Origin of the sequence: Aeoliella fuhlenseeensis (assembly GCF_052161615.1) — a bacterium.
GTDB lineage: Bacteria > Planctomycetota > Planctomycetia > Pirellulales > Lacipirellulaceae > Aeoliella.
The window spans coordinates 2221733-2233580 of sequence record NZ_CP197417.1 but is presented as its reverse complement, the minus strand read 5'-3'; the positions used below and the strand labels follow the sequence as shown (position 1 = coordinate 2233580).

The following is an 11848-nucleotide window of genomic DNA, read 5'->3' as shown; positions in this document are numbered from 1 at the left end:
GCTGTTTTCTACGCCCCGAGCTTACCAGGAGAGGAAAACCGTATTAGATCAAAGCGAAGCCTCGCTTTCTACGGTGGGGAATTTGGGAGTTGAAGAGCAACTCCTCGTCCAGACTTCGCAAAACGCCGGAAAAACCATAGAGAGCACGGAGGACTCGGAGGGAATATTGCGGAAGTTAGCTCGGTCGCGTATGCAGAGGGAGGTTCTGAAACGCTCACCCGCAACCGCGCACGCTAATATGCCCGAACCCAATCCCAACACCGCATCGGCTAAGCTCCGCATCGCGCGCCGCTCCCATTGGTTGGATCGCTCACGCGACTACCATGTTCAACTCGATGGACGCTCGCTAGGCACGCTCAACTCGGGCGAGACTCTCGAATTCGACATCCCACCGGGGTCGCACAGCCTGGAAGTGCGCGTCGGCAAGTGCACCAGTCCGCTTCGGATGCTGAATCTCAAGGAGGGTGAGACCGTTGCGTTCGAATGTGGTTGCCGGCTCAAGGGTTGGCGGGCGCTTACGGCGCCGTGGTACTTGGCGCTCGCACGCAACAAGTATCTAGAGCTCAAGAAAGTGGGTTAGGGGGAAATCCAATTCGATGTCGCCTCTCCCCGACCCGGGTGAGGGTCTGGGAGAGGGGACTGCTAGTTCTACTTCTCGTCGCGCACAAAGTGGCCGAAGCCGGTGTTGGTTTGGCGGAGACGCTGGGTACCACGCCATACGACTTGCGTGGGCCGGCCGTCTTGTTCGTCCACGTCGTGCAGCACCACGGTCCCTTGCAGGCTGTGCCAGTCGCGTCCTTGAATCTCGCGAACCAACCTTAGCGGTATGGCGAACTCGACATCGTAGCCTTTGTCGGTGCGTCTGGCCGCCGCTTGCACGTTCTTGTACTCGTTACCGTTCTTTAGTCGCTTAGCCGTGACCGTGGTATTGCCGGAGGCGTCGGGTGCGGTGGCCATGATGCGAAGGCCCGTCTGGCGGTACTGCTGGTCGCGAGTTCGCTCGCTCACGCCGCGTGGATCGATCAGCAGTTCGATCTGGTCGCCCGGCATCACGCTGTCGTCGGTGATCCGCGCTGCCACATAAGCTCGGTTCCCCACCTGCCGCGCGAAGAATTCGGCCGAGCCATCGCCGGCGCCCTGCCAACCTTGCAAGTTACCCAACAGCAGTGGCTTCGCTGGCATGGCGTTGGTTCGCTCGGTGGGCCACTCGTCGATCTCGCCATCAATCTCAGGCATCTCCGCCAGCACAGGTAGCGAAAAACGCCGATCGATAACCACTGGCACCGTAAGTTCGGCGCGGAGCGGGTCGTCCCCTGTCGAGCGAAGCTTGACGTTGAACACCGAGCGGGCGAGCGTCGCGAACTCGACGGGCTTGGTGAACTCCACGCGAATCCGCCGCTCGGCAACCTTGCCCGGTTCGGCCGTGAGTTCGATCTGCATGGGGTCGACCGTCAATCCACGCAGGGGCATGCCGACGATCTCGCCGGCCATGGCGACGGGCTCCTTGAAGCGATTACGGAGGCGAACCGTGATCTCGCCGCTGGAAAATGCTTCGGATTCGTCTCCTTCGATCAAAATCGGCGCGACCTCAACACCGGTGCCGGACAGAAATTCATTAAACCGCTTGATTCCTTCTTCCGTGACCACATCCGGAGCGAGAATGCCATCGAGTCGAATGTTCGCGACATGCGGGCCATCGGGTTCCATCGTGAGCCATGTGATGTGGTCGAACTCGCCATACTCGTTGCCGCGCATCTGCGAGCCACCACCGGTCGTCGCCAGGGAGTAGTACTGTTGGTTGTTGCGTTGGTACTGCACGTAGTGATGGACGTGGCCCGCGAACACCGTGTGGGGGCGATCGACCAGCATCGCCTCGACGCGTTTCCAATTGGTGCTATCGGGATTACCTGCTGCCAGATTGCGCTCGGCGGTCGTCCATAGTGGTTTGTGGAGGAACACGAGCGTCCAGCGTGCATCGCTGTGCTTCGCTAAGTCTTGCTTCACCCATTCGATCTGCTCTTCACCAAGGCAATCGTGCGGATCTTCGCTCTGCAAACAAACGAAGTGCACGTCCTTGTAGTCGAACGAATACCATTCGACGCCAAAGTGCTCCCGCCAGATCTTATGCATTAGCGGATTGGTGACATCGTGATTGCCGGCGACGAAGAAGAATCGCATCTCCATCTGATCGATGAAACCGAGGAACTCTTTCCACTGGGCTTCAACCTTCTCGCGATCTTCCGAGTACCCTTCGATCAAGTCGCCCACCGACATCACGAACTCGGGTCGCAACAAGTTGATCTTTCGCACGGCGTCCATCCAAACACCGGGGCGGTGGCCACCAGTATGGTCGGTCATGATCGCAATCTGAAAACGTTGCGGATCGTTGAGCACCGGCTTGTCGGACCAGGGCTTCGGTCCTTCGAGTTCCGGCAGTACCACGGCCGGTGGCAGAGCGAGTGATGCTTTCGTTGCCGGCTGATCATCGTCGTGATCGTGGCCGGGATGAGCCTGAGTCACGGAACTCAAGAACGCAAATGACGAGGCGAACAGAAGCGCACAGAACAAGCGCATGGCAGGTCTCCAATCGGCGGGAAGTTGGTCTCGCCAATTGTAACTTATTCCGGCCCGCGATGGCTAAGAACGTATGAAGAGCGGTCCGCAAAACGGCCTAAAGATGCGGCGGTTTGCTGCACGTGCCCCTCCTCGTGCGCTAGCCCTCGATGATGTGCGCGCCCGCTGCCGGACGCGTCGTGAACAGCGTTGGCTCGATGTTCAGCGTCGACTGGTAGGTCTGGCCGATGCGGCGAGCCACGTCTTCGACGGCGTCGGTTTCGACGAGCGTCACCGTGCAACCGCCAAAGCCAGCCCCGGTGAGCCGCGAGCCAATAACGCCGCCACCGGTCCCGATTTGGTGTGCCGTGTCGACCAGCAAATTGAGCTCGTCGCAGCTAACTTCGTAATCGTCGCGGAGCGAATCGTGGCTGGCGTACATCAGTTCGCCCGCTTGCGCCCAGTTGTTGGCTTCGAGGGCGGCGGCCATTTCCTGCACGCGGGCGTTCTCGCCAATCACGTGGCGAGCGCGGCGATAGACCACTTCCTCGATCTGGCTTTCCATCTTGTTCAGCATCACCATTGTCGCGTCGCGAAGCGCGGTTACGCCGAGCTGCTTCGCCGCCACTTCGCACTGGCCCCGGCGAATCGGGTAGGCGCTCGACGCGAGCTCGCGCTTGACGTTCGAGTTGATGATGAGCACCGTGATGTTCGGATTTGAAAACGGTACTTGTTTCGTCGCAAGCGTCCGACAATCGAGTTGCATCAAGTGATCGAGTTCGCAAGCCGCCGAACTGAATTGATCCATAATGCCGCACGGCATGCCAACGTGAATGTTCTCGGCTCGCTGCGTAAGCTTGGCTTTCTCCGGCTTACTCAAGGATCGCCCGGTTGCCGCTTCGACCATTGTCGCGGTCGCCACTTCGAGGGCCGCGCTGCTCGATAGGCCACCACCGAGCGGCACGTTCGCGCGAATCACCGCTTGAAGCGGTCCGCAGGAAAAACCTGCGGCTTTCATCTCCTCCAGTACACCGCGGACGTACACGCCCCACTGCGGCAAGTCGTCGGCCACGGGCTCGCCAACCGGAATGGTGCATTCGCCGTCCATTGCGTCGCTGAACACGCGGAGCGAGTCCCCCTCGCCCTCGGCCCGGCCGGCCGCCATCACGACGTATCGCTCGATGGCCATCGGCATGACGAAGCCATCGTTGTAGTCGGTGTGCTCGCCGATCAGGTTCACCCGGCCCGGGGCCATGACGACCCACTGCGGGGCCACGCCATATCGCTGGAGGTAGGTTGCCTTGGCCTGGGAAACCATTTCTTCCAAGGGGATCGCCGGGAGCATCGTCGAATCTCAATCGCGTGAGGGGAATTGGGGGAAGAGAGGGGAGCCTAATCTACACGCTAGCGGGGCCGTCCTCTAGGCGCGGACCTCAAAACGGGGCCAAAAGCTCGATTATTGGCCCCGTTCGACCCGAGCTGGCGGCAGTGAGCGATTTGGACGTTTTGAACGATTTGGGGCTTGCCGGCAGCATGTCCGTACGATAGGATTTAGGCAGATGAACGTTTTGAACGATTTTTGACCGGAGGATGACCATGGCCCACTTAACCAATCAGCCACCGAGCTTGACGTCGCCAAGCCCCAAAGACCGTTTAGAGCAGCTCAAGGCACGTCGAATCGCCTTCATCGCGAACAGGCGTTTCCAGGATGCCCCGGCTACCTCGGAAATCGAACTTGTGGTCCGTATCGAGCGCGGGGACGAGGATGACGATTCCGGCGGAGGCCAGGGTCTGCCGCCGCACTTACGCCGACTCTGTTCGACGCCGCTGCTGTCGATGGAGGAAGAGCAGGAGTTTTTCTTCCGCCTCAACTACTGCAAGTTTCACGCGGCAGCCGTTCTCGCAACAATACATCCCACACGGCCCTCCAAGGCCAAACTCGACGAAGCAGAAGACTACCTGCTTCGATCTGATCGACTGCGAAACTACCTGCTGAAGGCCAACACGCGGCTGGTCATGTCGATTGCTCGCAAGTTTGCCGACGCCCGGAATCCCTTCGATGATTTGCTGAGTTCGGGTTTGTCGTTGCTAGTCCGGGCTGTGGAGAAGTTCGACTGCCAGCGTGGCTATCGGTTTAGCACGTACGCCACTTGTGCAGTACGAAGAGAACTGCACCGCATGGTCGCCAATGGCCGTCGTGACTCACTTCGGTTCGCTGCCGTCACGTCGGACGTGCTCGACAGCGTCCCAGATGTCGAGGTGGAACACCCAGGCCGAGCAGAAGCTCGCTGGGAGGCACTTAGTCGCGTGTTGAGCTCGATGATGGAAGTGCTAGACGAGCGAGAGCAACAAATCATCCGCGCACGGTTTGGCTTTGATGACGACGAGTCCAAGAATTCGTTCAGCCACCTGGGACAGCGAATGGGCATCTCCAAGGAGCGTGTTCGTCAGCTTGCAAACCGAGCGCTGGAGAAGCTGCGCGACCGCGATGAGATGGCGATGCTCGAAGCGTACTGCTGAGCACTAGAACAACTCCCGCTGGCCGGCGCGCTTCGCCGAATAGCGATCCAGATAGTTCCTCAGCTTGATTTTCCTGGCGGTGTTGTCGCTGCTCATGTAGCGGATCTTGCCATAGATGGGCCGTTCGGGCCCCCACGCTCGGTCGTAACGCCCCAACACCCAGAAGATACCGCTGTAACTATTCGGATTGCGGCCATCAAGGGCGTACTTATTGTTGAGCTCGATCATCACCCGAAGCGCCTGCTCGGGGGTGGCGGACCATTCGAGGATTTTCTTTCCCCACAGCATTCGCAGGTAATTGTGGATGCGGCCTTCGACGACGAGCTGCCTTTGTGCAGCGTTCCAGATCTCGTCGTGAGTGTTTGCATGCTCGAATTCCTCGAGCGTGTAAAGGTGTTCCCGCTCGTCAGCGGCGTGCTCGGATAGCGATTTCTGCGCCCATTCGGGGAGCGCGCTGTATCGCGCGTAGTCGCCCCGGTGCGAGCACATGTTGTAGCCCACCTCACGCCAGGTAATGAGTTCGTCGAGAAACGATTCGGTCGACGAATCAACGCCCCACCACCCCTCACGGCTGCCATTCACTTTACGCGACAGTTTCGCCGGGGACCATTTGAGTTGCTTTGCGACTTCGGCAAACACCTGATGCGCGGAGAGGTGTCCGAAGTGCAGGTAGGGCGAAAAACCACTGGCGGCGTCGGAGTCGGGATCGCCACGCTCTTCGCCGTAGCGTGCCAATCTCGATTTCAGGAACTCGTCCAGGCAGCGTCCCGCCGCTTCTTCCCCTCCTGGGAGCGACGGAACTACCTTAACGTCGTGATCGATGGGAAACTCGGAAAGCTGCGAGAAGTCCTTTGCAAGTGCAGCTACGTCGGCGGCGGGCCAGCGATGGGTGATCTCCGCGGGAAGCTCCGCGAGCTTCGGCAGCTTGTGGCCCTCTAGCGGGTCGGGCTGCGGAAAGTGTTCCAAATGAGTCGGCAAGTCTTTTTGCAGATGCCGCCGGAAGTCGAACGCTCGGGCGAACACTTTGTCTGTCGCGCGCATCGGATACAGACCGTTCGAGTCGACTGCCTCGAGCCGTACGTCGACTTTACGTGCTGCTACGCCAAGCATGCGGGGGAGGAAGAACGCCGGGAAGTCGTCTGCCACGACAACCGCTGCTCGCTTCGCGAGGGCTTCCAGCAGGCCACTGCCATCGCCCGGCGATCGTTCGAGGTACGGGTAATAGAACGCAGATCTGTCCGCGAGAGCCTGCTGATTATCAGCCATCCCTTGAATCACGAAGGCGTGCAGGCGATCGCTAGCCCACTTGTAATCGCACCGCAGGGCTTCGAGGACCACCAACGGCTTGCGCAATTCGCTGGCCCACTCCACCGCGCGCTGTAACGCAAAGTTCCAGTGCGTCCGGCGAAAGGCGATCATCCAGTAGAGAACGAAGTCGCCCGATTCGCAAACCGCATGATCATTGAGCGGTCGGACTCGAATGCCCGGCACTGCAGCATTGTCGAAAGCCGACTCGGGATAACTGGCCATAGCGATGGAAAAGGGGGGGCGGGTAAGTAGATTTTGCTAAGCGTACACGACGCGACACCAAACGAGCAGGCCGGTGAGCGTTTGACGAATCAAACGCCCAACCGGCCTGCAATCGGAGGTCGCGGGATCAATTAGCGATGCGAAACACGTGCTGCGGACGGGCAGGTCGTGGCGGGAGCCGAAACATGCTGAATGTCCGAGGCAGGCTTGGTCGACGACTGGCCCGAATCCTTCGGAAGCAGAACCTTGTCAATGACGTGGATCACGCCATTCGAAGCATCAATGTCCGTCTTCAGCAGGTTGGCGTCGTTGACCATGGCGGCGTCGCCATCGACCACGATGTTCACCGAACCGCCTTGAAGAGTCTTTGCGGTGCCAGCTTCCACGGCGTCGGTGCTGTAAACGCGGCCCGGCACCACGTGGTAAGCCAAGATCGCCTTGAGTTGGTCCTTGTTCTCAGGCTTGAGCAAATTCGCTACCGTGCCTGCGGGCAATTTGGCAAAAGCCTCGTCGGTGGGAGCAAAAACGGTCAGCGGCTCTTCGCCCGACAGGGCCTCGACCATACCGGCCGCCTTGGCAGCAGCCAGCAGCGTCCCAAACGACTTGGCCGCGGTCGCTACTTCGGGAAGCGTGCGGGATTCGGGCAAGATCACCGCGTCAATCACGTGGATCACGCCGTTGTCGCAGACGATGTCGGTCTTCACGACGGTGGCCTTGTCGACCATTACCATGTCGTCAGCCACAGCAATATCAACTCGCTGACCTTGGGCGGTGGTAGCACCGTTGAGCTTCACGACCTGCTCGGCAGTTACTTTGCCCGGCACTACGTGGTACAGCAGAATGCCGGTGAGCTTGTCCTTCGCACCTGGCTTGAGCAGGGCTTCGAGGTCTTTCTTCGGAATGGCAGCAAACGCTTCGTCGGTTGGTGCAAAGACGGTGAAAGGGCCTTCGCCCTTCAGCGTGTCCACAAGCTCGGCAGCCTTGACCGCGGCGACCAGGGTGTTGAATTGGCCAGCACCAACAGCGGTGTCGACAATGTCAGCTGCACGAGTTGTCGTGGCAGCGATGGAGACGACACCAAAGCAAAGTGTCGCCCGAAACAGGGAAGTAAATACGCGAGTCATCACCGGAACTCCTTGAGTACGGTTGGAAAAACAAAAAAGAGTGTGCGAGTTGCGACCTTGCATACTTCGAAGCAAGTGCGTCCGGCCGGACAGCGGGCGTCGTCAGAGTCGTTCGCGACGCCACTATCTCTGTAGGGCCACTGCTTCAAGACGACAACTGAACGGAGAGAAAAAAACCTCTCCTGAAGGAAGCCGATATGGCACCCGGTGGGGCTAAATGCGACCCGTTCTCGACAAGCCCGATTCGCCGGGAACTGCCGAAAGGGACGATTGTCGGCAGGTGCCGTACCCCTAAAATGGGGTGAGACGCACCTAGTGCGTTGAGAGTGCGTTTTCCATTGAATTGGCACTCACCACTTTTCCATATACTTCGCCGAGAATAGGACGCACGACCATGGCCGAAAATAAGCAAGAGATCGTTTCGCTGTTAACCACCGCTTACTGCATGGAGCTGGAAACAGTGATGAACTACCTGGCAAATAGCGTCAACCTGGATGGCGTGCGAGCGGAAGAGATCAAGAAATCTTTGTCGGCAGATATCACCGAAGAACTGGGCCACGCCACGATGCTGGGCAACCGCATTAAACAACTCGGTGGGCTACTGCCAGGCTCGAAGAACGTGAAGATTGGCTCGCAGATTCAGCCTCCCGCCGACACGACCGACGTGGTGGCGGTGATTAAGTCGGTGATCGACGCCGAAGAATCGGCTTGCGAACACTATAAGAAAGTGATCAAGACGGCCGATGGCGAAGACTATGTAACGCAGGATCTTTGCATTCGCATTCTGGCAGATGAGGAAGAGCACCTCACGCTGTTCAAGGGCTTCTTGAAGGAATACGCCAAGAGTTAGCTTTCAAGACATCGAATTCTCACGGCTCCAACAATTGCAGCCCTGAGGGTTCTTACTTCTTGTAACCTAGATCTGATCGAGACCCGCCCGGCGCTGCATCGTAAAGCGAACGTGACGGCGAGTCACTGTGATCAATCCGACAACTAGCATCGCTCCTCCTGAGAACAGGCACGTGTAGAGTGCACCTTGGTGCAGGGTGTTCTCGGGAGTGAGCTCGCCGAACAGCGGAATCAAAAGCGCAAGTCCTAGGTTGCCGTTTCGCATCGAGCACTCGATGGCAAGAGTAAAGGCATTCGCCTTATTGAATCGTAGGACGGACATCAGCGCAAAAGTGAGGTAGAAGGTGCCCAAGACCCAGATAGCCAAGATTGCCGGGGTTCGGAAGCCGTACTGAAGGACCTCGATCTGCCCACCGCCGAGCGCCCCGACCCACACGCCCGCGAGCGCAATGATGCTGCCCCACAGTGCCACTTTACCGAGCACCTGTCGGGCGCTCGGCCAGTAGTGGCCTATGGTCATTCCCGCGACGAGCGGCAGCAGCAACAGCAGCAAAATGCTCTGTATGGTCTCCCAAATTGGCATCTGAAAGTCGTCAGGGAATTCGCGAGCGCCGAAGATTTCGATGACCATCGGCGTGGCGAATAGGCATATGGCCGTCGAGGCACAGGTGGACGTGATGGAGAGTGGCACGTTGCCTCGGCCGATGAACGTGACGACGTTCGTCAGCGCGCCGCTAGGCAGCGACATCATCAGGACCAATCCAGCGGCGACCGTTGGCTCCAGGCGGGTGGACCACGAGAACGCTACCGCGAGACCAGGCAGCACCAGGAACTGTAGCGCCAGCACCATGGCGATCACACCGGGGCGGCGAAACACATCGCGGAATTGTTGAACGGTGCTGGTCGCCCCCATCCCGAACATGGCCAGCAGCAACTGCGAACTGTAAAACCACTGGGCGTACTCGCGGTAGAAGTCGTAGAACGCTTGCATGGCGAGTCGGTAGTCTAGAGGTTCGGCAGCGCGCGGTTAACGCGCGACGTACGGCTTTAGGGCGATCGGAAGGCCCTGCTGGAAATCAACGCGACCGATGTAGCCGAGCTCGCGCTTTGCTTTGTCAATCGAGTATTCCAGGTTTAAGGCCATGAACTTGAATCGAGGCTTAGTGACGATTGGCGGAGTCGTTTTGCCAATCGCCTTGGCGACGACCGCCAGCGGCTTGATCGCCCGCTTCGCCAACCAATAGGGAATGCGAGGCGGCATTTTGGTGCCAAGTGCTTCGCACACCGATCCGATGTACTCGTTGCGATCGACCAGCCGCTCGTCGCGGATGTTGTAAGTCTGCCCCACGGCGACGGGGTTTTCAATGGCGAGCATGATCGCGTCGGCTAAATTGCCGACGTACAGGTTGTCGAGGACCTTCCTGCCATCGCCAATCATCATCATTCTGCCGTTGCGCAAGGTCTCGATCACGCGTGGCAAGACGTGGCGATCGCCGTCGCCGTACATGAACCCGGGCCGGATGACGACAATCGGCAGGTCATGTTGTTCGTAGTACTTCTTGCAGATGAGCTCGGACTGGGCCTTGGTGGTGGTGTAGCCGTCGTAGCCCACGAAGTCGGGGGGCACCGTCTCGTCCTCGCCGTAGTGGTCGCCCCAGCGGTACACGCCGAGTGAGCTGATGTGAACAAAACGATCCAGCGGCCCGCCCCGCTTCTGCACCGCAGCGAGTAAGGTCTCGACGGCGTCTTGATTGATGGCCTTGTACTCTTCAAAGGCACCCCAGTCACCGACTTTACCCGCCGTGTGGACCACGATGTCCATATCGGTCACCAGCGGCGGGACGGTCGGCGCGTTGGTGAGGTCGCACTCGACGATCTCGCACCCGAAACCCTCAAGGGGTGAGGTGTCGCTACCCGGCTGAACGGCTGCGCGAATCTGATACCCGTCCTTCACCGCACGCCGCACGACGTGTCGCCCCACCATACCGCTGGCTCCCGTTACGAGCATTCGCTTGCCTGCCATGGCATGGTTCCTTTCAGGTGATCTGACGTAGGTGGGAAAGTTGGGGAAAGGTACATTTCGGGGCAAAGGCGGCCGCCGAGCCTTGCCGATCTAACATGCGTCAGCGCGCGATCTGCAGCGAATATCGGCCGCCGCATTCACTCGTTCGCAATGCATTTGGAACGGAAACTCTACGAATCGCTAATCCGTGCGGAACGGTTGCGCGGTAGCCGCATCCGTCGAACTATGAAACAGTTTGCCTGACCGGCAAAGTTTCACAAACACCGGTTTTTACCGCGGGCCTCGCCATGATTTCCCGTCTCGAAGCCACACAAGTCGATCAGTTCGTCAGCGAGTTCTACCACGCCGAGCAGCCGGTGGTGTTGACCGGTGCGGTGCAGATTCCCGCGACGGTGGACGAGGTATGCGATCGGCTCAACGCGCGGATTAACGAAGACGCCACGGCGTCGCAACGGCTGCTGTGGTACGACGTCCGGCGCGAATTGCTCGACCAAATCTGCACCACCCCCGCCGTGGTCGACGAACTGATGGACCCTGAGGCCGCGTTCCTCCGTGAGAACTGCGTCCGCATTTGGTTCAACCCCCAGGGACACATCACCCCCTGGCATTACGATGGACACTCGCTGCACGTGTTCAACTTGCAGCTCAAGGGCAAAAAGCGGTGGACCATCGTCGCCCCCGAAACTCCGTTCGCCTGCACGCCATTCTCGCACACCGTCGCGACCAAGCGGCCGAGCCTGAAGGGCAAACGGCTCTTCACCTTCGAAGTCGAAGAAGGGGAGATGTTATTCCTACCGCGTTACTGGTACCACTACGTCGAGTCGCTCGGCGTGATGAATATCAACGTCAACTGGGTGTTGATGCCGAAGGTCCACGCGGTTCCCTCGGCCACTGCCACGCGCGAGGCGGAGATGATGTGGCTCAAGTCTCGCATGGATCCGTGGCTGCCTAAGGGAGCCAAGAAAACGCTCCAGACCTACGCAGGCCACGGCAAGCCGGCGGTCGACAAGCTGACCGAAAACGTGACGGCAGGCGCTGGCATGATGCGTGTTGCGAAGGAATTCGCCCACGTGCCGCTGTGGTCCATCGCGCTCCCCGCGCACATCGCCAAGCTGCGGGCGCTATTGCGTACGAAACGGCTGCTACGCCGACTGCGAGGCCAAGCCTCGTCACCGGTTCAAGCGGGGATCGAAATGCCACGCGTGGCGAACTACTAAACAATGGGTGGTCGGGGACGACCCGGCCCACG

The 11848-nt window shown here is 59.3% G+C and carries 10 protein-coding genes; 4 read left to right on the top strand and 6 right to left on the bottom strand.

Annotated elements, in window-relative coordinates:
* Positions 1 to 238 precede the first annotated feature (238 nt).
* Positions 239 to 580 carry a hypothetical protein gene (locus tag SH292x_RS08615; RefSeq protein ID WP_442485190.1) on the top strand — a complete coding sequence of 114 codons (342 nt, stop codon included), beginning with the start codon at positions 239 to 241 and terminating at the stop codon, positions 578 to 580.
* 68 nt (positions 581 to 648) lie between these two features.
* Here the strand turns inward: SH292x_RS08615 and SH292x_RS08610 are convergent, their stop codons facing one another.
* Both SH292x_RS08610 and galK read right to left on the bottom strand, forming a co-directional pair.
* Positions 649 to 2574: a metallophosphoesterase gene (locus tag SH292x_RS08610; protein ID WP_442485189.1), complete on the bottom strand. Its 1926-nt coding sequence runs from the start codon at positions 2572 to 2574 to the stop codon at positions 649 to 651.
* Positions 2575 to 2713: 139 nt separating this feature from the next.
* On the bottom strand, positions 2714 to 3898 hold the full coding sequence (gene galK / locus SH292x_RS08605; RefSeq protein ID WP_442485188.1) for a galactokinase: 1185 nt from the start codon (positions 3896 to 3898) through the stop codon (positions 2714 to 2716).
* 251 nt (positions 3899 to 4149) lie between these two features.
* On the opposite strand from galK, the gene SH292x_RS08600 reads away from it, so the two are divergent.
* Positions 4150 to 5073: a sigma-70 family RNA polymerase sigma factor gene (locus SH292x_RS08600; protein WP_442485187.1), complete on the top strand. Its 924-nt coding sequence runs from the start codon at positions 4150 to 4152 to the stop codon at positions 5071 to 5073.
* A 3-nt stretch (positions 5074 to 5076) separates the two neighbouring features.
* Here SH292x_RS08600 and SH292x_RS08595 read toward each other — a convergent pair whose 3' ends face one another.
* Positions 5077 to 6603 carry a deoxyribodipyrimidine photolyase gene (locus SH292x_RS08595; protein ID WP_442485186.1) on the bottom strand — a complete coding sequence of 509 codons (1527 nt, stop codon included), beginning with the start codon at positions 6601 to 6603 and terminating at the stop codon, positions 5077 to 5079.
* A 131-nt stretch (positions 6604 to 6734) separates the two neighbouring features.
* Positions 6735 to 7727 carry a fasciclin domain-containing protein gene (locus tag SH292x_RS08590; protein ID WP_442485185.1) on the bottom strand — a complete coding sequence of 331 codons (993 nt, stop codon included), beginning with the start codon at positions 7725 to 7727 and terminating at the stop codon, positions 6735 to 6737.
* 394 nt (positions 7728 to 8121) lie between these two features.
* On the opposite strand from SH292x_RS08590, the gene SH292x_RS08585 reads away from it, so the two are divergent.
* Positions 8122 to 8577 carry a ferritin-like domain-containing protein gene (locus SH292x_RS08585; RefSeq protein WP_442485184.1) on the top strand — a complete coding sequence of 152 codons (456 nt, stop codon included), beginning with the start codon at positions 8122 to 8124 and terminating at the stop codon, positions 8575 to 8577.
* Between the two features lie 66 nt (positions 8578 to 8643).
* On the opposite strand, the gene SH292x_RS08580 is transcribed toward SH292x_RS08585, so the two are convergent.
* Both SH292x_RS08580 and SH292x_RS08575 read right to left on the bottom strand, forming a co-directional pair.
* Complete coding sequence (locus SH292x_RS08580; RefSeq protein WP_442485183.1) at positions 8644 to 9567, bottom strand: bile acid:sodium symporter family protein; 924 nt, start codon at positions 9565 to 9567, stop codon at positions 8644 to 8646.
* Between the two features lie 36 nt (positions 9568 to 9603).
* Positions 9604 to 10599, bottom strand: a complete 996-nt coding sequence (locus SH292x_RS08575) for an NAD-dependent epimerase/dehydratase family protein (RefSeq protein WP_442485182.1) — start codon at positions 10597 to 10599, stop codon at positions 9604 to 9606.
* Positions 10600 to 10886: 287 nt separating this feature from the next.
* On the opposite strand from SH292x_RS08575, the gene SH292x_RS08570 reads away from it, so the two are divergent.
* On the top strand, positions 10887 to 11816 hold the full coding sequence (locus SH292x_RS08570; RefSeq protein ID WP_442485181.1) for a cupin-like domain-containing protein: 930 nt from the start codon (positions 10887 to 10889) through the stop codon (positions 11814 to 11816).
* The last annotated feature ends 32 nt before the right edge of the window (positions 11817 to 11848 follow it).